A 21,597-nucleotide genomic window follows, 5' to 3' on the forward strand; every position below is an offset into this window, starting at 1 on the left:
CGAACACACGTACAGGCGCCCCGGCGGCTGGGCTCGTATCATCGCCGGGTGAGCGATCAGCTACTCGTCCGTGGTGCGCGCGAGCACAACCTCCGCAACGTCGACCTCGAGCTTCCTCGGGACAGCATCGTCGTCTTCACCGGGCTCTCCGGCTCGGGCAAGTCCTCCCTCGCCTTCGACACGATCTTCGCCGAGGGGCAGCGGCGTTACGTCGAGTCGCTGTCCTCCTACGCCCGGCAGTTCCTCGGGCAGATGGACAAGCCGGACGTCGACTTCATCGAGGGCCTGAGCCCCGCCGTGGCCATCGACCAGAAGTCCACGAGCCGCAACCCGCGCTCCACCGTCGGCACGATCACCGAGATCTACGACTACCTGCGCCTGCTCTACGCGCGCGCCGGCACCCAGTACTGCCCGGTGTGCGGGGAGCGGGTGACCGCCCAGTCGCCGCAGCAGATCGTCGACCGCCTCCAGGAGATGCCCGAGGGCACGCGCTTCCAGATCCTCGCGCCCGTCGTGCGTGGCCGGAAGGGCGAGTACCTCGACCTCTTCCGTGAGCTCCAGTCCACCGGCTTCTCCCGTGCGCGGGTGGACGGCGCCGTCGTCTCCCTCGCGGAGCCGCCCACGCTGGAGAAGAAGATCAAGCACGACATCGACGTCGTCGTCGACCGTCTCGTCGTGCGCGAGTCCATGCGCCAGCGCCTCACCGACTCTGTCGAGACCGCCCTGCGCCTGGCGGACGGCCTGCTCGTCGTCGAGCTCGTCGACCTCCCGGGGGACGACCCCGAGCGGGAGCGCCGCTTCTCCGAGAAGCGCGCCTGCCCCAACGACCACCCCCTGTCGCTGGAGGAGATCGAGCCGCGGACCTTCTCCTTCAACGCGCCCTACGGCGCGTGCCCGGAGTGCTCGGGCATCGGCTCCAAGCTCGAGGTCGACCCCGAGCTCATCGTCCCCGACGAGGAGCTCTCCCTCGCCGACGGCGCGGTCCAGCCGTGGGCCCGTGCCTCCTCGGAGTACTTCCTGCGCCTCCTCCGTGCGCTCGGGGAGGAGCTCGGCTTCTCCGTCGACGTCCCGTGGCGCAGCCTCCCGGCCCGCGCCAAGGAGGCGGTGCTCCGCGGCAAGGACCACGAGGTCCACGTGAGGTACCGCAACCGCTGGGGCCGTGAGCGCGCCTACTCGACCGGCTTCGAGGGCGCGGTCACCTATGTCGAGCGCAAGCACGCCGAGACCGAGTCCGACTCCTCCCGGGAGCGGTACGAGGGCTACATGCGAGAGGTGGCGTGCTCCGTGTGCAAGGGCGCGCGGCTCAAGCCCGAGGTCCTCGCCGTCAAGCTCGGTGGCCTGTCCATCGCCGACCTGTGCGCGATGCCCATCGAGGACATCGCCCCCTTCCTCGACACCCTCGAGCTCGGCGCGCGCGAGCGGGCCATCGCCGGGCAGGTGCTCAAGGAGATCTACGCGCGCCTCGGCTTCCTCGTCGACGTCGGGCTCACCTACCTCACCCTCGCCCGGCCCGCCGGCACCCTGTCCGGTGGCGAGGCGCAGCGCATCCGCCTCGCCACCCAGATCGGCTCCGGGCTCGTCGGCGTGCTCTACGTCCTGGACGAGCCGAGCATCGGCCTGCACCAGCGTGACAACCGCCGGCTCATCGACACCCTCGTGCGCCTGCGCGACCTCGGGAACACCCTCATCGTCGTCGAGCACGACGAGGACACGATCCGGGTGGCCGACTGGATCGTCGACATCGGTCCGGGCGCGGGGGAGCAGGGCGGCCACATCGTCCACTCCGGCCACCTGCCCGAGCTGCTGACGAACGAGGAGTCCCTCACCGGTGCCTACCTCTCCGGCCGCCGCTCCATCCCGCAGCCCGAGGTCCGCCGCCCGACCGACAGGAACCGCAAGGTCCGCGTCGTCGGCGCCCGGGAGAACAACCTCAGGAACGTCACGGTCGACTTCCCGCTCGGCGTCCTCACGGCCGTCACGGGCGTGTCCGGCTCGGGCAAGTCCAGCCTCGTCAACGGCATCCTCTACACGGTCATGGCGAACGAGCTCAACCGGGCCCGTCGTGTCCCCGGCCGCCACACCCGCGTCACCGGCCTCGAGCACCTCGACAAGGTCGTCCACGTCGACCAGAGCCCCATCGGGCGTACGCCGCGCTCGAACCCCGCCACCTACACCGGCGTGTGGGACCACGTGCGCAAGCTCTTCGCCGACACCCCGGAGGCCAAGGTCCGTGGCTACGGTCCCGGCCGCTTCTCCTTCAACGTCAAGGGCGGACGCTGCGAGGCGTGCAAGGGCGACGGCACGCTCAAGATCGAGATGAACTTCCTCCCGGACGTCTACGTCCCCTGCGAGGTGTGCCACGGGGCGCGGTACAACCGCGAGACCCTCGAGGTGCGCTTCAAGGGCAAGACGGTCGCCGAGGTCCTCGACATGCCGATCTCCGAGGCCGCCGAGTTCTTCTCCGCCTCGCAGAAGATCTCCCGCTACCTCACCACCCTCACCGACGTCGGGCTCGGCTACGTCCGCCTGGGCCAGAGCGGCACGAGCCTTTCCGGTGGTGAGGCGCAGCGCGTCAAGCTCGCCTCCGAGCTGCAGCGCCGCACCAACGGCCGCACCGCGTACGTGCTCGACGAGCCGACGACGGGCCTGCACTTCGAGGACATCCGGCGTCTGCTCGAGGTCCTGCAGAACCTCGTCGACAAGGGCAACACGGTCATTGTCATCGAGCACAACCTCGACGTCATCAAGAACTCCGACTGGGTCATCGACATGGGCCCCGAGGGCGGCTCGGGCGGCGGCATGGTCATCGCCGAGGGCACGCCGGAGCAGGTGGCGACGATCGAGGGCTCGCACACCGGGCGGTTCCTCGCGGAGGTCCTCGAGACGGGCAAAGCCGGGGTGGCGGCCGTCACAGCGGGCTAGGGTGGCGCCATGGGCGCACTCCACACCTACACGGTGACCGTCGACTGGACCGGCGCGGACGAGGCCGGGACCCGGAGCTACACCTCCTACTCCCGTGACCACGAGGTGCGCGTCGAGGGCAAGCCGGCCCTGCTCGCCACCTCCGACCGCAAGGTCGCCGCGGACGTGTCGCGGTACCGCGCCGAGGAGCTGTTCGTCGGTGCGGTCTCCCAGTCGCAGATGCTGTGGTTCCTGCGCACCGCGGCGGCGCACGGTGTCGTCGTCGTCGGCTACACCGACGTCGCGACGGCCACCGAGCGCGTCGAGGGCGCCAACTCGGGGCCGTTCTCCGACGTCGTGCTGCGCCCGCGGGTGACCTATGCCGAACCGATCAGCGAGGAGGCGGCCGCGCGCCTCCACGAGGACGCCCGCGCGCAGAACCACATCGCCCGCTCCCTCAGCTGCCCCGTGCGGGTGCAGCCGGCACCGCCCGCCCGGGAGGCGCACGTAGGCTGAGGGGCATGGCCGACCCGTCCACCTACCGCCCGCGCCCGTCGGAGATCCCGACGTCCCCCGGGGTCTACCGCTTCCGCGACGCGCACGGCCGGGTCATCTACGTCGGCAAGGCCAAGAACCTCCGCTCGCGGCTCGGCAGCTACTTCCAGGACGTCGCGAACCTCCACCCGCGCACCCGTCAGATGGTGACGACCGCCGCCTCCGTGGAGTGGACGGTCGTGGAGACCGAGGTGGCGTCCCTCGCCCTGGAGTACTCCTGGATCAAGGAGTACGACCCCCGCTTCAACATCAAGTACCGCGACGACAAGTCCTACCCCTACCTCGCGGTGACGATGTCCGAGGCGGTGCCCCGCGCCACCGTGATGCGCGGCGCCCGCCGCAAGGGCAACCGCTACTTCGGGCCGTACGGGCACGCGTGGGCGATCCGCGAGACCGTCGACCTCATGCTGCGTGTCTTCCCGGTGCGCACGTGCTCCAACGGCGTCTACCGGCGTGCCGAGCGCTCCGGGCGGCCCTGTCTCCTCGGCTACATCGACAAGTGCGCGGCCCCCTGCGTCGGGCGTATCTCCGTGGAGGACCACCGCCGTCTCGCCGAGGACTTCTGCGCGTTCATGGGTGGCCAGACGCGTCCCTTCGTGCGCCGCCTCGAGAGCGAGATGAAGGCGGCGGCCGGCGAGCTCGACTTCGAGCGCGCGGCCCGGCTGCGCGACGACCTCGGCGCCCTCAAGCGGGTCGTGGAGAAGAACGAGGTGGTCCTGCCGGACGGCACCGACGCCGACGTCTTCGCGATGGCCTCCGACGAGCTCGAGGCCTCCGTCCAGGTCTTCCACGTCCGGGACGGGCGGGTCCGCGGCCAGCGCGGCTGGGTGGTGGAGAAGGTCGAGGAGGCCACGGACGCCGAGCTCGTCGAGCGCCTGCTCCAGCAGGTCTACGGCGATCTCGGCACCGACGCCGACGACGAGGCCGAGTCGGCCCGCACCTCCGCCGTGCCCCGGGAGGTGCTCGTGCCCGTCCTGCCCGCCGACCTCCCGCAGGTGGCGGACTGGCTCAGCGGCCTGCGCGGCTCGGCGGTGTCCGTGCGGGTGCCGCAGCGCGGGGACAAGCGCGCCCTCGCGCAGACGGTGCAGCGCAACGCGGAGCACGCGCTCGTGCTCCACAAGACCAGGCGCGCCGGCGACCTCACCACCCGCTCCCAGGCGCTGGCCGACCTCGCCGAGGCGCTCGACCTCGAGGAGGCGCCCCTCCGCATCGAGTGCTACGACATCTCCCACACCCAGGGCACGCACCAGGTGGGGTCCATGGTCGTGTTCGAGGACGGCCTGCCCCGCAAGAACGCCTACCGCCGCTTCGTCGTCCGCGGCGCCGACGGCAGCGGAGCACGCGACGACACCGAGGCGATCGCCGAGGTGCTCACCCGGCGCTTCCGCCACTACCGCTCCGCCCGCGAGGGCGCGGTCGACGACGACGGCAAGCCGATCACCTCCGGTCCGGTGGACCCCGAGACGGGGCGTCCGACCCGCTTCGCCTACCCGCCCAACCTCGTCGTGGTCGACGGCGGACAGCCGCAGGTCGCGGCGGCGCAGCGGGTCTTCGAGGAGCTGGGCGTCGAGGACGTCGCGCTCGTCGGCCTCGCCAAGCGGCTCGAGGAGGTGTGGCTGCCGGGGGAGGACTTCCCCCTCGTGCTGCCGCGCACCAGCCCCGGGCTCTTCCTCCTCCAGCGGCTGCGCGACGAGGCCCACCGCTTCGCCATCGCCGCCCACCGCGGACGGCGGAGCAAGGCGATGACCCGCTCGGTCCTCGACGACGTCCCCGGCCTCGGCCCCACCCGCGCCAAGGCGCTGCTCGCGCACTTCGGGTCGGTGGCCGGCCTGCGCAGGGCGACGGCGGAGGAGGTGGCCGCGGTCAAGGGGGTGGGCCCGCGCACCGCGCAGGCGGTCGTCGACGCGCTCCGCACAGCGCCCACCGCACCGACGGGTGCCTCCGCCGACGACGTCACCGCACCCACCGGTGCCCCGTCCGACGCCGCCGCGGAGGCGGACGCGTCTGTCGCGGCCGGGCACGGTGCAGCCACCGAGGACGCCGACGGCGACGGGCCGGGCCTGGCATCCTAGGGTGATGAGCACCTCAGGAGGACAGCGCCCGGACACGGGCGAGCAGAGCGCACCGCCGACCGTCCCGGAGGGCATCCCGCTGCTCGAGGCCGAGACGGCGCCACCCGAGGCGGACCGCCGAGAGCTCCTCATCATCACCGGGATGTCCGGTGCCGGCCGCACCCGCGTGGCCAACACCCTCGAGGACATGGACTGGTTCGTCGTCGACAACCTGCCGCCGCGGATGCTGGAGCCGCTCGCCCGCCTCATGACGGCCTCCGGCGGCGGGGTGAAGCGGCTCGCCGCCGTCGTCGACGTCCGCAGCGGGGAGTTCTTCGCCGAGCTCCTCAGCGTCCTGGACGACCTGCGCCGACACGGCCTGGACTACCGCATCCTCTTCCTCGAGGCCGACGACGCCGAGCTCGTGCGCCGCTACGAGCAGGTGCGCCGTGCCCACCCCCTCCAGGGCGACGGGCGCATCCTCGACGGCATCGCCGAGGAGCGTGAGCTCCTCTCCGAGCTGCGGCGCCGCGCCGACTCGATCATCGACACGACGAAGTTCAGCCCCTACGACCTCGCCCGGCACATCCGCCAGCGTGTGGGGGAGGCCGGGACCCAGCCCGTCCAGATCACCCTCGTGTCCTTCGGCTTCAAGCACGGCCTGCCGCTCGACGCGGACCACGTCGTCGACGTCCGCTTCCTGTCCAACCCGTACTGGGTGACCGAGCTGCGGCACCTGTCCGGCAAGGACGAGGCCGTCAACCGCTACGTGCTCGACCAGCCCGGTGCGCAGGAGTTCATCGACCGCTACGTCGAGACCCTCGAGCCGGCGATCGCCGGCTACGAGCGTGAGCTCAAGCACAACGTGACGATCGCCGTCGGCTGCACCGGGGGACGCCACCGCTCCGTCGCCGTCTCCGAGGCGATCGCCGAGGGCCTGCGCTCGCGCGGCCTGCAGGTGCGCAACCTCCACCGCGACGTGGGGCGGGAGTGACCACGGAGCAGTGGCCCTCGGCGGGTGCCCGCGGGCCGCGCGTCGTGGCCCTCGGCGGTGGGCACGGCCTGGCTGCCACCCTCGGGGCGCTGCGCCACGTGTGCAGCGCGCTCACCGCCGTCGTCACCGTCGCCGACGACGGCGGGTCCTCCGGCCGTCTGCGGCACGAGCTGGGCAAGCTCCCGCCGGGCGACCTCCGCATGGCGCTGTCCGCGCTGTGCGACGACTCGGAGTGGGGACTGACCTGGCGTGACGTCCTCCAGCACCGCTTCCGCTCGTCCGGACCGCTCGACGGGCACGCGCTGGGTAACCTCCTCATCGTCGCCCTGTGGGACCTGCTGGGCGACGAGGTCGCCGGCCTGGACTGGGTGGGTCGGCTGCTCGGCGCCCGCGGCCGGGTGCTGCCCATGGCGGCCGTGCCGCTCGACATCGAGGCGCGGGTCCGGATGGGTGACACGGAGCAGGAACGGGTCGTGCGCGGCCAGTCCCGGGTGGCCGTGACGAGCGGCAACATCGCCTCGGTCCGCCTGATCCCGGAGGAGCCGCCGGCCCACCCCGAGGCCGTCCGCGCCGTCCGCGAGGCCGAGTGGGTCGTCCTCGGGCCCGGCTCCTGGTACACCTCCGTCATCCCGCACCTTCTGGTGCCCGACCTCGCGCGCGCCCTCGCGGAGACCGACGCCCGGCGGGCCGTCACGCTCAACCTCTCGGCCCAGCCGGGGGAGACGGAGGGCATGTCGGCGGCCGACCACCTGCGCACGCTCGTCGAGCACGGGCCGGACCTGCGCATCGACGTCGTCCTCGCCGACCCGACCGCCGTCGACGACATCGACGGTCTGCTCGCCGCCGCCCGGGATCTGGGTGCGCAGGTACTGCTGCGACAGGTCAGCGCGGGGGACGGGACGCCCCGTCACGACCCCCTGCGGCTCGCCGCCGCCTACCGTGACGCGTTCGAGGGTGTGCTGGGCGATGTGGGGGAGGCCACGGGGTCCGCGTGAGGATCAGGCCGCAGGGCATGAGAAGGTGCAGGCTGGCCCCTGACCAGGGGCCGTGGGACGAGGGAGCACGGTGAGCGGGAGGAAGTCGGCCATGTCGTTGACGGCGTCCGTCAAGGACGAGCTGGCCAGGCTGCAGGTGGACAAGATGTCCGCGCGCAAGGCCGAGGTCGCTGCGATGCTCCGCTTCGCGGGCGGGCTGCACATCATCTCCGGGCGCATCGTCATCGAGGCCGAGCTCGACCTCGGCGTCGCGGCTCGTCGCCTGCGCCAGGCGATGGCGGAGATCTACGGCCACTCCAGCGACGTCGTCGTCGTCTCCGGCGGTGGTCTCAAGCGCGGCAACCGCTACGTCGTGCGCGTGGTCAAGGACGGGGAGTCCCTGGCGCGGCAGACAGGCCTCCTCGACGGCCGCGGCCGGCCCGTGCGCGGGCTCCCGCCCGGCGTCGTGTCCGGTGGCGTCGGCGAGGCCGTGGCCGCGTGGCGCGGCGCCTTCATCGCCCGCGGCTCGCTCACCGAGCCCGGCCGCTCCTCGGCCCTCGAGATCACCTGCCCCGGCCCCGAGGCGGCCCTCGCGCTCGTCGGTGCCGCGCGTCGGATGGAGGTGTCCGCCAAGGCCCGGGAGGTCCGCGGCGTGGACCGCGTCGTCGTCCGCGACGGCGACGACATCTCCGCGATCCTCACCCGCATGGGCGCGCACGACGCCGTGCTCACCTGGGAGGAGCGCCGTACCCGCCGCGAGGTGCGCGGCACCGCCAACCGCCTGGCGAACTTCGACGACGCGAACCTGCGCCGCTCGGCCCGCGCGGCCGTCGCGGCCGGCGCCAGGGTCGAGCGCGCCTTCGAGATCCTCGGCGAGGGCGTGCCCGACCACCTCCTCCAGGCCGGACAGCTGCGTCTCGCGCACAAGCAGGCGAGCCTCGAGGAGCTCGGCGCCCTCTCCGACCCGCCGCTCACCAAGGACGCCATCGCCGGGCGGATCCGCCGGCTGCTCGCCATGGCCGACAAGCGCGCCCACGAGCTCGGGATCGGCGACACCGAGGCCGTCCTCACCCCGGACATGTACGACCTCTGAGCCGCGGCGTGACCCCCGTCACCACGGCGGGGGAGGGTTCGCCGAGAGCGGACAGGTCGCTCGTGTCCACGTCGGACCTACGTCCCTGCGGCCCCTTTTGTCCCGGTGTAGGTTGGGTGCTGATGGCGGCCCAGCCTTCACGGCGGGCCTGCCACAGCGCCCATCGGGCGCTACTTCGACAGTCGACTTGTGTGTGCGCCGAGCGGCGCACTAGAGGAGGACATAGTGACCATCCGCGTCGGTATCAACGGCTTCGGCCGCATCGGCCGCAGCTTCTTCCGGGCCGCGCTCAAGAGCGGTTCGGACCTCGAGATCGTGGGCGTCAACGACCTCACCGACAACAAGACCCTCGCCCACCTCCTCAAGTACGACTCCATCATGGGCGTGCTCGACGAGGAGGTCTCCTTCGACGAGGAGTCCATCACCGTCGGTGGCAAGAAGATCCACGTCTCCGCGGAGAAGGACCCCGCCCAGCTCCCGTGGGGCGACCTCGGTGTCGACATCGTCATCGAGTCCACCGGCCGCTTCGTCGACCGTGAGTCCGCCAAGGCCCACCTCGACGCCGGCGCCAAGAAGGTCATCATCTCCGCGCCCGGCAAGGACGTGGACGCCACCTTCGTCATGGGTGTCAACCACACCGACTACGACGCCGAGCAGCACCACATCTTCTCCAACGCCTCCTGCACGACCAACTGCCTCGCCCCGATGGCCAAGGTCCTGCACGAGAACTTCGGCATCGTCCGTGGCCTGATGACCACGATCCACGCCTACACGGCCGACCAGAACCTCCAGGACGGCCCGCACAAGGACCTGCGCCGCGCCCGCGCCGCCGCCCTCAACATGGTGCCGACCACCACCGGTGCGGCCAAGGCCGTCTCCCTCGTGCTCCCCGAGCTCAAGGGCAAGCTGGACGGCTACGCCATGCGCGTGCCGACCCCGACCGGCTCCGCCACCGACCTCACCTTCACGGTCGAGAAGGAGGTCACGGTCGAGGAGGTCAACGCCGCGATGAAGGCCGCCGCCGAGACCCCCGAGCTCCAGGGCATCCTCAAGTACACCGAGGACCCGATCGTCTCCCAGGACATCGTCGGCGACTCGCACACCTCGATCTTCGACGCCGGCCTCACCAAGGTGATCGGCGACCAGGTCAAGGTGCTCAGCTGGTACGACAACGAGTTCGGCTACTCCAGCTCGCTGGTCAAGCTCGCCACCTACGTGGGCGAGCGTCTCTGAGGCTTCGCCTCCACCCAGCAGTGAACACGGACGCCCGCGTGCCGCCGAACGCGGCACGCGGGCGTTCGTGCGTCCGCACCGACTCCTAGGAGAGCCATGAAGACCATCGACACCCTGGGCGACCTGCGCGGCAAGCGCGTCCTGGTCCGCTCCGACTTCAACGTCCCGCTCGACGGGACGACCATCACCGACGACGGCCGCATCCGCGCCGCCCTGCCGACCCTCACCGCCCTGCTCGACGCCGGCGCGAAGGTCATCGTCACCGCGCACCTCGGCCGCCCCAAGGGCGCCCCGGAGCCCAAGTACTCCCTCGCCCCCGTCGCCGAGCGTCTCGGCGAGCTGCTCGGCCGCGAGGTGCTCCTCGCGGAGGACACCGTGGGTGAGGACGCCAAGGCCAAGGCCCAGTACCTCGAGGAGGGCCAGGTGCTGCTCCTCGAGAACATCCGCTTCGACGCGCGGGAGACCTCCAAGGACGAGGCCGAGCGCGGCGCCCTGGCCGACGAGCTCGCCCTGCTCGCCGACTTCTTCGTCTCCGACGGCTTCGGCGTCGTCCACCGCAAGCAGGCGAGCGTCTACGACGTCGCCCAGCGCCTGCCGCACGCGGCCGGCCACCTCGTGTTCAAGGAGATCGACTCCCTGAGCAGGGCGACCGGTGACCCGGAGCGGCCCTACGCCGTCGTGCTCGGTGGCTCGAAGGTCTCCGACAAGCTCGGCGTCATCGGCAACCTCCTCACCAAGGCCGACCGCCTCCTCATCGGTGGCGGCATGGTCTTCACCTTCCTCGCCGCCAAGGGCTACGACGTCGGCACCTCCCTCCTCGAGGAGGACCAGGTCGAGGCCGTCAAGGGCTACCTGCGTGACGCGGAGGCCAACGGCGTCGAGATCGTCCTGCCCACCGACATCGTCGTGGCGCCGGAGTTCAAGGCGGACGCCCCCGCCACGGTCGTCCCGGCCGACGCGATCCCCGCCGACCAGATGGGCCTGGACATCGGTCCCGACTCCGGCCGCCTCTTCGCCGAGAAGATCGCCGACGCCAAGACGGTCGTGTGGAACGGCCCCATGGGCGTCTTCGAGTTCGACGCCTTCTCCGCCGGCACCAAGGCCGTCGCCCAGGCGATGCAGGACGCCGCCGGCTTCACCATCGTCGGAGGCGGCGACTCCGCCGCCGCCGTCCGCGTCCTCGGCTTCGACGAGGACAAGTTCGACCACATCTCCACCGGTGGTGGCGCCAGCCTCGAGTACCTCGAGGGCAAGGTTCTGCCCGGCGTCGCGGTTCTGGAAGACTGAGGCTATGGCTAACGACACCCCGCGCCGTCCGTTGATGGCGGGCAACTGGAAGATGAACCTCGACCACCACGAGGCCACCCACCTCGTGCAGAAGCTCGCCTGGGAGCTCAAGGACAAGAAGCACGACTACTCGGCCGTCGAGGTCGTCGTCGTGCCGCCGTTCACCGACCTGCGCTCCGTGCAGACCCTCGTGGACGGCGACAAGCTCGAGGTCCGCTACGGCGCGCAGGACGTCTCCGCCCAGGAGAAGGGCGCCTACACCGGCGAGATCTCCGCGGCGATGCTCGCCAAGCTGGGCGTCAGCTACGCCGTCGTCGGGCACTCCGAGCGCCGTCAGTTCCATGCCGAGGACGACGCCCTCGTCGGTGCGAAGGCCAAGGCCGCCCTGGCCCACGGCATCGTCCCGATCATCTGCGTCGGTGAGGGCCTCGAGGTCCGCCAGGCGGGCGACCAGGTGTCCTACACCCTCGCGCAGGTCGACGGCGCCTACGCCGGGCTCGACGCGGAGGCGGCCGCCACGACGGTCATCGCCTACGAGCCCGTGTGGGCCATCGGCACCGGCGAGGTCGCCACCCCCGAGGACGCGCAGGAGGTCTGCGGCGCGATCCGCGGGCGCCTCGCGGAGCTGTACAGCCAGGAGGTCGCCGACTCCGTCCGCGTCCTGTACGGCGGCTCGGTCAAGTCCGGGAACGTCGCCTCGATCATGGCCAAGGAGGACGTCGACGGCGCACTCGTCGGAGGCGCCAGCCTGCAGGCCGAGGAGTTCGCGGCGATCGTCCGCTACCAGCAGCACGCCTGACACACCACGGTCCCCGGCCGCGCTCTGCGACCGGGGACCGTGGCGTGTCCCGACCAAGTTGGTCCACGACGAGGCCGTCATCACTTATCCTTGACGAGTTGCGGCTGCGCCGCCGCCCGCCCGTACACCGAAAGGAGCCTCCGGCTCGTGGATGCCCTCCGGATCGTTCTCGAGGTGCTGCTGGTCCTCACCAGCATCTTCCTCATCCTGTCCATCCTCATGCACAAGGGGAAGGGTGGTGGGCTCTCGGACATGTTCGGTGGCGGGATCAGCTCGTCGATCGGCTCCTCCGGCGTCGCCGAGCGGAACCTCAACCGCATCACGATCGGCATCTCCCTCCTGTGGGGGACGGCCATCGTCCTGCTCGGCCTCATGCAGCGTTTCGTCTGAGCAGGGAGAACCACCATGGCTGGAGGAAGTGCGATCCGCGGGTCCCGCGTCGGTGCGGGCCCCATGGGCGAGGCCGAGCGCGGCGAGGCCGCCCCTCGGGTCCGGGTGTCGTACTGGTGCGCCAAGGGCCACGAGACGAGCCCGAGCTTCGCCACGGAGCCGGAGATCGTCGTCCCCGAGACGTGGGACTGCCCGCGCTGCGGGCTGCCCGCCGGCCAGGACCGCGAGGCTCCGCCGGAGCCACCGCGCAACGAGCCGTACAAGACGCACCTCGCGTACGTGAAGGAGCGTCGGACCGACGCCGACGGTGAGGCCCTCCTTGAGGAAGCCCTCACCGCCCTCCGCGCCCGCCGCGGCACCCCCACGCGCTGACAGCGCGCCCCCACCCCACCCCCACCCCACCCACCTCGCGCCGAGCGCTGAGTTGTTACTGCGCTCTCCCACCGTCGTCGAGCGCTGAGTTGTTACCGGGCTCTCCCACCGTCGTCGAGCGCTGAGTTGTTACCGGGCTCTCCCACCGTCGCCGGGCGCTGAGTCGTTGGCGACGGCGTGTACCGGGCGCCGGAGCGCACGCGGCGTCGACGGTCCCCGTCACGCTGCAACGACGGCGCCGACCCGGCCCGCGCGGGGGCCTGCGGTCGACGGCGGTCACGACTCATTGGGTCGGCGGCACGTCGACTTTCGTGCGACCCCGTAACAAGTCAGCTGTCGGCGGTGAGGGGTGGGGGTGTGGGGGTGGGGATGGGGTGCGGGGTGGGGGGGGGGAAGCCGGGTCAAGGGAGGGCTGAGGTGGCCGCGAGGTCGACGAGCCACAGCGTGCGGCCGCGCGCCTGCACCCGGCCGGCGGGGACGGACTCGCCGTCGCCGGTACCTCCCACCGCCTCGGGCAGCGACGTGCCCTCGAGGGCGGCGGCGACGGCGGGAGCCTTGCCCTCGCCGGAGACGACGAGCCACACCTGGTGCGCCGTGCACAGCGTCGGCAGGGTGAGGCTGATGCGCTCGGGCGGTGGCTTGGGGGAGTCGTGCTCGGCGAGGGCGCCGAGGGACTGGTCCCCGAGGCTCGGGCGGCCCGGGAACAGGGAGGCGACGTGCCCGTCGGGCCCCATCCCGAGCAGGACGACGGCGAGCTCCGGCACCGCCTCACCAGGTGCGGCGTGCCGCGCCAGCTCCTCGGTGTAGGCCCGCGCGGCGGCGTCGACGTCGGCGACGGCGTCCGGACCCGGGACGGCGTGGACGTGCTCGGGGCGCAGCGGCAGGTCGCCGAGCAGTGCCTCGACCGCCTCCCGGTCGTTGCGGTCCGCGTGCCCGGCGGGGACGAAGCGCTCGTCCCCCCACCACACGTGGACGGCGGTCCAGTCGACCGCGTCGCGCAGCGGGTCCGCGGCCACGGCGCGCAGGGTGTCGACGAGGATGCTGCCGCCGGTGAGGGCGACGTGCACCGGGGTCGCCACCGACTGCGCGTCGACCAGGGCGAGCAGGAAGCGGGCCGCCGTCGCGCGGGCGAGCAGCTCGCCGTCGGGGTGGACGACGACGGGTGCGGTGGTGCTCATGACCGCACCTCCGCCGGGACGACGAGCGGCAGCCCGCGGGTGAGGACCCGTCCGTAGGTCTCGTCGGCGTCGAGCCGGCGCAGCTCCTCGGTGAGGCAGTCCGCGAGGGCGCGCTCCACGAGGTTGATCCGCTGGTCGATCCGGCCGGGACGACTGAGGATGGCCACGCTCGCACCCGGGGTGCGTCGCAGCGTGATCGGTCCCCGCTCGCGCTCGAGCTCGACCCGGGTGACGGCCTTGGAGTCCTCGACGTCGATCTCGACCGGGACGCCGAAGGAGTCGGCCAGCCAGGCCGCGAGCATGTACACCGACGGCCGGTTCCTCGCGCCGGTCACGCGGGCGGCGAGGATCGGCTCGTGCGGCGGCTCGTCGAGCGTGGCGGCGAGCAGCCCGCGCCACAGGGTGACCCTGGACCAGGCGAGGTCCGTGTCCCCCGGGACGTAGCCCGGCGCGAGGGCGCGCAGGGTGGCGAGCGGGTCTGCCGACGCGGTCGCGTCGGTGATCCGGCGTTGCGCCATCGCGCCGAGCGGGTCGCGGCTCGGCTCGGCCGGCGGCTCGCCGGTCCACCACACGACGATGGGGGCGTCGGGCAGGAGGAGGGGCATGACGAGGGTGTCGACGGCGCCGGCCGGCTCGCCCTTGGGCTGGAGGATGACGACCTCGCTGAGGCCGGCGTCCCCGCCCACGCGGATCTCCGCGTCGATGCTGGCCGGGCCGTTGCCGCCCTCGGGGACGACGGCGATGATCCGGCAGGGGTGCTCCCGGGAGGCGCCGTTGGCGGCGTTGATCCCGTGCTCGGCGCCGGTGAGGTCGTCGGCGACGATGATGAGGGTGAGGACCCGGGTGAAGGTGTTGGCGCCGCTCGAGCGGCGCATCGCCGCGAGGCGGTTGCTGACCGCGGAGGCGGTCGTCGCGTGCATCGTCGTGATCATGGTCGTCTCCTCTACGGCATCCGCCAGCGGCGGCCGTCGCGTGCCAGCATCTCGTCTGCGCTCGCCGGGCCCCAGGACCCGGGGCGGTAGGGCTCGGGGCTGCCGGCGGACTCCCAGTACTCGGTGATCGGGTCGAGGATCTGCCAGGACAGCTCGACCTCCCGCTGGTGGGGGAAGAGCGGCGGGTCGCCGAGGAGCACGTCGAGGATGAGCCGCTCGTAGGCCTCGGGGGAGTTCTCCGTGAAGGCGTTGCCGTAGCCGAAGTCCATCGACACGTCGCGCACCTCCATCGCCGTACCCGGCACCTTGGCGCCGAAGCGGATGGTCACGCCCTCGTCGGGCTGGACCCGGAAGACGATCGCGTTCTGCCCTAGCTCGCCGGACGTGCCGAGGTCGAAGGGCAGGTGCGGGGCACGCTTGAAGACGACGGCGATCTCCGTGACGCGTCGCCCGAGACGCTTGCCGGCACGCAGGTAGAAGGGGACCCCGGCCCAGCGGCGGGAGTCGACCTCCAGCCGCATCGCGGCGTACGTCTCGGTGATCGAGTCCGGCGCGATGCCGTCCTCCTCGTGGTAGCCACGCACGTGCTCACCGCCCTGCCAGCCGGCGGCGTACTGCCCGCGTGCCGTCGACCGTCCGAGGTCCTCGCCGAGGCGGACGGCGGAGAGCACCTTCTCCTTCTCCCGCCGCAGGGAGTTCGCGTCGAAGGAGAAGGGCTCCTCCATCGCGGTGAGCGCGAGGAGCTGGAGCAGGTGGTTCTGGATGACGTCGCGGGCGGCGCCGATGCCGTCGTAGTAGCCGGCGCGGCTGCCGATGCCGATGTCCTCGGCCATGGTGATCTGGACGTGGTCGACGTAGTGGTTGTTCCACACCGGCTCGAAGAGCTGGTTCGCGAAGCGCATCGCCAGGATGTTCTGGACGGTCTCCTTGCCCAGGTAGTGGTCGATGCGGAACACCGAGTCCTCGGGGAAGACCTCCGAGACGACGTCGTCGAGCTCGAGGGCCGACTCGAGGTTGTGCCCGAAGGGCTTCTCGATGATCACGCGGCGCCACGCGTCGGTCGTCGGCTCCGACAGTCCCGAGCGCTTGAGCTGGTTGAGCACGAGCGGGAAGGAGCGCGGCGGCACCGAGAGGTAGAAGGCGTGGTTGCCGCCGGTGCCGCGCTCGGCGTCGAGGGCCGCGACGGTCTCCGCGAGCGTGTCGAAGGCGGCGTCGTCGTCGAACTCGCCCTGGACGAAGCGGAAGCCGGAGGCGAGCTGCTCCCAGGTGCGCTCGGAGAACTCCGTGCGGGCGTGCTCGCGCACGGCGTCGTGGACGATCTGCGCGAAGTCCTCCGTCGACCAGTCGCGCCGGGCGAAGCCGGTGAGCGCGAAGGACGGCGGGAGCAGCCCGCGGTTGGCGAGGTCGTAGATCGCCGGCAGCAGCTTGCGCTTGGCCAGGTCCCCGGTGACGCCGAAGATGACGAGGCCGGCAGGGCCGGCGATCCGGGGCAGTCGACGGTCCCGGGGGTCGCGCAGCGGGTTGTCCGGCGGGGTCGGTGCGGTGCTCATGGTCTCCTCACGGCCCTGTGGTCAGGTGGTCCGGCGCGTCAGACTACCCGTGAGCCAGGCGAGGGCGTCGGGGGTGTCCACGCGCAGGCGCAGCACCGGTCGGCCGAGGCCGGTGAGGACCCGCGCGTCCGCGTCGGCCTGGGCCGTGACGAGCTCGGCGAAGTCGAAGTCGCGCCCGGGGATCGACACGTGCGCGGGTGCGCCGCCGGTGATCATGAGGAAGACCCCGTGGCGCGGGCCGCCCTTGTGGAGCTGGCCGGTGGAGTGCAGGTAGCGCGGGCCCCAGCCGAAGGTGACGGGGCGTCCCGTGCGTCCGGCCAGGGAGTCGCGTGCACCGCGCAGCAGGTCCGGCGCGCGCCCCTCACGGTCCAGGTAGGCGAGGACGGCGAGGTAGCCGTGCTCCGGGTCGAGCCGGTCGAGGAGGGCGGTGACGGCGTCGGGCACGGTCCGCGCGCCGGCGAGCAGCGTCCGCGGCGCGCGCACCTCGACGCCGGAGTCGCTGAACGCGGGCGGTTCGAGGGAGGGCATGCCCCCGAGGAACTCGCGCGTGGCCTGCTTCGTCGCCTCGACGTCGGGCTGGTCGAAGGGGTTGACGCCGAGCAGCCGCCCGGCGACGGCGACGGCGTGCTGCCACAGGAGGAACATCCCGCCGAGGGAGCCGGCGACGGTGACCTCGGTGGCGTCAGCGTCCGCAGCGAGGTCCGCGCTCACCGCCACCCGCCGCGCGCCGTCGGCGACGTCGTCGAGCTCGGGGCCGGCGTCCTCGTCGGTGAGCGGTGTCAGGAGGACCGGGAGCGTGCGCTCACCGCGCGCGGCGAGCTCGGGGGCGTGCTCGTCGACGACGACGGGGACGAGTCCGTGCCCGTTCTTGCCGAGCGACTCCGCGAGCAGCTGCTCGGCCCACGCGCCGAAGTGGTAGAGCCCGCTGCCGGCGTCGACGAGGAGCACCGTCTCCCGCAGCGGGCGCGTCGCGGCCAGGGCCGCGGCGAGGACGAGGGCGGGGTTGGCCTCGGTGTCCTCGGCGAGGAAGGGCGCGATCTCGGCGGCCTCGTCGAGGAGCCGGCCGACGTCGACCCCCGCCAGCGCGCTCGGCACCAGTCCGTAGGCGGACAGTGCGGAGAAGCGGCCGCCCACCCGCGGGTCTGCGCTGAAGACGGCGCGGTAGCCCTCCTCGCGGGCGAGCTCCTCGAGCGGCGAGCCCGGCTTGGTGACGACGACGACGTGCCGGGCTGCGTCGCGCCCCGCGGCCTGCAGGGCGGCGACGAAGGCCCGCCGGTGGGAGTCGGTCTCCACCGTGGTGCCCGAGCGGGAGGCCACGACGAGCACGGTGCGTGCGAGGTCGCCCTCCAGGGCACGCTCCACCTGCGTGGGCGCCGTCGAGTCCAGCACGGTGAGCGGCGTGCCGAGGGAGCCGGTGATGACCTCCGCGGCGAGCGAGGCCCCACCCATGCCGGCGAGGACGACGTGGTCCAGCCCCTCGGCTCGCAGCTCCTCACGCAGCGCGGTGAGCCGCTCGACGAGCTCACGGGAGGTCGTGTGCAGGTCGGTCCACCCGAGACGGTCACCCACGGCAGCGTCCTCGCCCCACAACCCGGCGTCCTGCGACGCGAGCCGGGAGGCGACGCGCTCGTCGAGGAGCGCGGGGACGGCGTCGTGCACGGCCTGCGCCGCCGCCCCCGTCGCGCTCACCTCGACGACCGCGGTCTCCTCGTCACCCGCCCAGGTGACGATCGCGGGGCTCATTGCCGGCCTGGCGCCTGCAGGCCGGTCTCGACCCGCTCGCTCAGCTGGTCCCAGCTCTGCTGGAACTTCTTCACGCCCTCCGTCTCGAGGGCGTCCATGATCTCGGCGTAGGAGATCCCGAGGCGCTCGAGGCCGTCGAGGACCTCGCGGGCCTCGGCGTAGCGGCCGCGCACCGTGTCGCCGCGCAGGTTCGCGTGGTCGGCGACGGCGCGGAGGGTCGCCTCGGGCATCGTGTTGACGACGCCGGAGGTGACCAGCTCGTCGACGTAGCGCGTGTCGGGGTAGGCGGGGTCCTTGACGCCGGTCGAGGCCCACAGCAGCCGCTGCGGGCGGGCACCGGCCGCGGCGAGAGCCTGCCACCGCTCGGTCCCGAAGATCTCCTCGAAGGCCTCGTAGGCGAGCCGCGCGTTGGCGACGGCCACCTCACCGCGCAGGGCGCGCGCGTCGTCGTCGTCGAGGGCGTCGAGCTTGGCGTCGACCGCGGCATCGATGCGCGAGACGAAGAAGGAGGCGACGGAGTGGATCGTCGAGAGGTCCACCCCGGCGAGCTGGGCCCGCTCCAGGCCGTCGGTGTAGGCCCGGGCGACCGCGCGGTACCGGTCGAGGGAGAAGATGAGCGTGACGTTGACGCTGATGCCCTCGGCGATCGCCTCGGTGATGGCCGGCAGCCCCTCGTTGGTCGCCGGGATCTTGACGAGCAGGTTGGGCCGGTCGACGAGCTTCCACAGCTCGCGGGCCTGGGCGATGGTCGCCTCGGTGTCGTGGGCGACGTACGGGTCGACCTCGATCGAGACGCGCCCGTCGACACCCCCGGTGCGCTCGTAGACGTCGAGGAAGCGGTCGCAGGCGTTGCGGACGTCGGACGTGGTGAGGGCGGTGATGGCGGTGGAGACGTCGGCGCCGTCGGCCGCGAGGGCGGCGAGGTCGGCGTCGTACCGGTTCCCCTCCGACAGCGCGGAGGCGAAGATCGAGGGGTTCGTCGTCACTCCGACGACGTGGTCCTCGGCGAGGAGCGAGGCGAGGGACTGCGCCCCACCGCCCTCGAGGCGTTCCCGGGACAGGTCGTCCAACCAGACGGAGACACCGAGCTCGCTCAGCTCGGCCAGGTGGTTCGTCATTGCTCCTCCTCGCGTGGGGCGGGCCCCGGCGGCGGCTGCCGCCGGGGCCCGGGTCGTGCTACTTGGGCAGGTCGCCGGTCCCGCCGGGGGCGGCGTCCTGGTCGGTGCCGGGGGAGTCCTGGCCGGCCGCGGCCAGCGACTCGCGTGCCTTGGCGACGGTCGCCTCGGCGGTGATGCCGAACTCCTCGTACAGGCGCTCGTAGGCGGCCGAGGCGCCGTAGTGCTCGATGCTCACGCAGCGGCCGGCGTCCCCGACGATCTCGTGCCAGCCCTGGGCGATGGCGGCCTCGACGGAGACACGGGCCTTGACCGAGCCGGGCAGCACCTCCTCCTGGTAGGCGTCGTCCTGGAGGGCGAACCACTCGCGGCACGGCATCGACACGACGCGCGTCGCGACACCGTCGGCCTGCAGGGCCTCGCGGGCCGCGAGCGCGACCTGCACCTCGGAGCCGGTGGCGATGAGAATGACCTGCGGCGTACCGCCGGTGGCCTCGGCGAGCACGTAGGCGCCACGGGCGACGCCCTCGGCGCTGGCGAGCGTGTCGCCCTCGGCCGCACCCGTGCCGCGCGCCGGGTTGGGCACGTTCTGGCGGGTGAGGACCAGGCCTGCAGGACGCTCGGTGTTCTCGAGGATGGTGCGCCACGCGACGGTCACCTCGGCGGCGTCGCCGGGACGGACGACGTCGAGACCGGGGATCGCGCGCAGCGCGGCGAGGTGCTCGATGGGCTGGTGGGTGGGGCCGTCCTCACCCAGACCGATGGAGTCGTGCGTCCAGACGAAGGTGCTCGGGACGCCCATGAGGGCGGCCAGACGCACCGGCGGGCGCATGTAGTCGGAGAAGGTGAGGAAGGTGCCGCCGTAGGGGCGGGTGAGGCCGTGCAGGGTGATGCCGTTGAGGATGGAGCCCATGGCGTGCTCACGGATGCCGAAGTGCAGCGTGCGGCCGTAGGGGTTGCCCGGGAACATCTTCGTGGAGCGCTCGACGGGGAGGAAGGACGGCTCGCCCTTCATCGTCGTGTTGTTCGAGCCGGCGAGGTCGGCGGAGCCGCCCCACAGCTCGGGCAGCACGGGCGCGAGCGCGCTGAGCACGGAGCCCGACGCGGAGCGCGTGGAGACCGCCTTGCCCTCCTCGAAGGTGGGCAGCGCGTCGGTCCAGCCCTCGGGCAGCTCGCGGGCGCTGAGGCGGTCCAGCAGGGCCGCACCGTCGGGGTTGGCGGTGCGCCACGCCTGGTAGGCGGTGTCCCACTCGGCGCGGGCGGCGGCGCCGCGGTCGCGGACCTGGCGCACGTGGGTGATGACCTCGTCGCTCACCTCGAAGGTCTGCTCGGGGTCGAAGCCGAGGATCTCCTTGAGGCCGCGGACCTCGTCGCCGCCGAGAGCCGAGCCGTGGATGGCGCCGGTGTTCTGCTTGGTGGGGGCGGGCCAGCCGATGATCGTGCGCAGCGCGATGATCGTCGGGCGGTTCGTCTCGGCCTTGCCGGCCGCGATCGCGGAGGCGAGGGCGTCGACGTCCTCGGTGTAGCCGGTCCCGCCGTCGGTCCAGTCCACGCGCTCGGTGTGCCAGCCGTAGGCGGCGTAGCGCGCGAGGACGTCCTCGGTGAAGGCGATGTTCGTGTCGTCCTCGATCGAGATCCTGTTGTCGTCCCAGATGACGACGAGGTTGCCGAGCTCCTGCACGCCGGCGATGGCGCTGGCCTCGGAGGTCACGCCCTCCTGGAGGTCGCCGTCGGAGGCGATGACGTAGACGTGGTGGTCGAAGGGGCTGGTGCCCGCGGCGGCGTCCGGGTCGAGGAGGCCACGCTCGCGGCGGGCGGCCATCGCCATGCCCACGCCGTTGGCCAGTCCCTGACCGAGCGGGCCGGTGGTGACCTCGACGCCCTCGGTGTGGCGGTACTCGGGGTGGCCGGGGGTCTTGGAGCCCCAGGTGCGCAGCGCCTTGAGGTCCTCGAGCTCCAGGCCGTAGCCGGAGAGGTAGAGCTGGATGTACTGGGTGAGGGCACTGTGCCCGGCGGAGAGGACGAAGCGGTCCCGGCCCACCCAGTGCGGGTCGGCGGGGTCGTGGCGCATGACGTTCTGGTAGAGCAGGTAGGCGGCCGGGGCCAGGCTCATCGCCGTGCCGGGGTGGCCGCTGCCGACCTTCTCGACGGCGTCGGCGGCCAGGACGCGCGCGGTGTCCACCGCGCGGCGGTCGAGGTCGGTCCACCCGGCCTGGGTGCTGGTCTCACTCACTGGGTCTCCCTCGGTGTGGGGTCACGGCCGGCCGGGGACCCGACCGGTACGTCTACGGATAAGCCGACCCTATCGCCGTGGCCTGCTGCAGTGAGATTGTTGCCAGATGGTGGCCACGCCGCACCCGGTGTGAGCAACTAGGCACCTCCGCCCGGCGCGCGGACTGGCCGTTCCCGGGGAGCGGCCCCGTAGTATGG

General features: G+C 72.4%; 17 protein-coding genes. 11 read left to right on the plus strand and 6 right to left on the minus strand.

Annotation, left to right across the window (positions count from 1 at the left end; translation table 11 throughout):
• Nucleotides 1-48 precede the first annotated feature (48 nt).
• From uvrA to DSZ44_RS03070, 11 genes are all read left to right on the plus strand, one after another.
• Nucleotides 49-2,922 (plus strand): excinuclease ABC subunit UvrA, encoded by a 2,874-nt coding sequence (uvrA, locus tag DSZ44_RS03020; RefSeq protein WP_110851074.1) that lies wholly within the window; start codon nt 49-51, stop codon nt 2,920-2,922.
• A gap of 9 nt (nt 2,923-2,931) precedes the next feature.
• Nucleotides 2,932-3,417: an OsmC family protein gene (locus DSZ44_RS03025; RefSeq protein WP_110851075.1), complete on the plus strand. Its 486-nt coding sequence runs from the start codon at nt 2,932-2,934 to the stop codon at nt 3,415-3,417.
• A 5-nt stretch (nt 3,418-3,422) separates the two neighbouring features.
• Nucleotides 3,423-5,528 carry an excinuclease ABC subunit UvrC gene (uvrC, locus tag DSZ44_RS03030; protein WP_110851076.1) on the plus strand — a complete coding sequence of 702 codons (2,106 nt, stop codon included), beginning with the start codon at nt 3,423-3,425 and terminating at the stop codon, nt 5,526-5,528.
• A 4-nt stretch (nt 5,529-5,532) separates the two neighbouring features.
• On the plus strand, nt 5,533-6,501 hold the full coding sequence (gene rapZ, locus DSZ44_RS03035; protein WP_110851331.1) for an RNase adapter RapZ: 969 nt from the start codon (nt 5,533-5,535) through the stop codon (nt 6,499-6,501).
• Nucleotides 6,498-7,496, plus strand: a complete 999-nt coding sequence (locus DSZ44_RS03040) for a gluconeogenesis factor YvcK family protein (RefSeq protein WP_110851077.1) — start codon at nt 6,498-6,500, stop codon at nt 7,494-7,496. The genes rapZ and DSZ44_RS03040 overlap by 4 nt, the downstream gene beginning before the upstream one ends.
• A gap of 91 nt (nt 7,497-7,587) precedes the next feature.
• Nucleotides 7,588-8,568 carry a DNA-binding protein WhiA gene (gene whiA, locus DSZ44_RS03045; protein ID WP_110851078.1) on the plus strand — a complete coding sequence of 327 codons (981 nt, stop codon included), beginning with the start codon at nt 7,588-7,590 and terminating at the stop codon, nt 8,566-8,568.
• Nucleotides 8,569-8,793: 225 nt separating this feature from the next.
• Nucleotides 8,794-9,801: a type I glyceraldehyde-3-phosphate dehydrogenase gene (gap, locus tag DSZ44_RS03050; protein WP_110851079.1), complete on the plus strand. Its 1,008-nt coding sequence runs from the start codon at nt 8,794-8,796 to the stop codon at nt 9,799-9,801.
• A gap of 96 nt (nt 9,802-9,897) precedes the next feature.
• Nucleotides 9,898-11,088: a phosphoglycerate kinase gene (locus tag DSZ44_RS03055; protein WP_110851080.1), complete on the plus strand. Its 1,191-nt coding sequence runs from the start codon at nt 9,898-9,900 to the stop codon at nt 11,086-11,088.
• A 4-nt stretch (nt 11,089-11,092) separates the two neighbouring features.
• A complete protein-coding gene (gene tpiA, locus DSZ44_RS03060; RefSeq protein WP_110851081.1) occupies nt 11,093-11,887 on the plus strand; it encodes a triose-phosphate isomerase in 795 nt (264 codons plus the stop codon).
• A gap of 147 nt (nt 11,888-12,034) precedes the next feature.
• Nucleotides 12,035-12,277 (plus strand): preprotein translocase subunit SecG, encoded by a 243-nt coding sequence (gene secG, locus DSZ44_RS03065; RefSeq protein ID WP_110851082.1) that lies wholly within the window; start codon nt 12,035-12,037, stop codon nt 12,275-12,277.
• A gap of 15 nt (nt 12,278-12,292) precedes the next feature.
• On the plus strand, nt 12,293-12,649 hold the full coding sequence (locus tag DSZ44_RS03070; RefSeq protein ID WP_110851083.1) for an RNA polymerase-binding protein RbpA: 357 nt from the start codon (nt 12,293-12,295) through the stop codon (nt 12,647-12,649).
• Between the two features lie 401 nt (nt 12,650-13,050).
• Here DSZ44_RS03070 and pgl read toward each other — a convergent pair whose 3' ends face one another.
• Genes pgl through tkt form a run of 6 tightly spaced genes read right to left on the minus strand, consistent with a single transcriptional unit; the run spans nt 13,051 to nt 21,400 of the window.
• Nucleotides 13,051-13,827, minus strand: coding sequence for a 6-phosphogluconolactonase (pgl, locus tag DSZ44_RS03075; RefSeq protein WP_110851084.1), 777 nt, complete (start codon nt 13,825-13,827; stop codon nt 13,051-13,053).
• Nucleotides 13,824-14,759 (minus strand): glucose-6-phosphate dehydrogenase assembly protein OpcA, encoded by a 936-nt coding sequence (locus DSZ44_RS03080; protein ID WP_110851085.1) that lies wholly within the window; start codon nt 14,757-14,759, stop codon nt 13,824-13,826. The genes pgl and DSZ44_RS03080 overlap by 4 nt, the downstream gene beginning before the upstream one ends.
• An 11-nt stretch (nt 14,760-14,770) precedes the next feature.
• Nucleotides 14,771-16,309, minus strand: a complete 1,539-nt coding sequence (zwf, locus tag DSZ44_RS03085) for a glucose-6-phosphate dehydrogenase (RefSeq protein ID WP_110851086.1) — start codon at nt 16,307-16,309, stop codon at nt 14,771-14,773.
• A gap of 21 nt (nt 16,310-16,330) precedes the next feature.
• Complete coding sequence (locus DSZ44_RS03090; protein WP_110851087.1) at nt 16,331-18,052, minus strand: phosphoglucose isomerase-related protein; 1,722 nt, start codon at nt 18,050-18,052, stop codon at nt 16,331-16,333.
• Entirely contained in the window at nt 18,049-19,170 is a 1,122-nt protein-coding gene (gene tal / locus DSZ44_RS03095) for a transaldolase (RefSeq protein ID WP_110851088.1), read from the minus strand. Before tal ends, DSZ44_RS03090 begins: the two co-directional genes overlap by 4 nt.
• 58 nt (nt 19,171-19,228) lie before the next feature.
• On the minus strand, nt 19,229-21,400 hold the full coding sequence (gene tkt / locus DSZ44_RS03100; RefSeq protein ID WP_110851089.1) for a transketolase: 2,172 nt from the start codon (nt 21,398-21,400) through the stop codon (nt 19,229-19,231).
• Nucleotides 21,401-21,597 lie beyond the last annotated feature (197 nt).

Origin of the sequence: Georgenia satyanarayanai (assembly GCF_900116375.1) — a bacterium.
GTDB classification, from domain to species: Bacteria; Actinomycetota; Actinomycetes; order Actinomycetales; family Actinomycetaceae; genus Oceanitalea; species Oceanitalea nanhaiensis.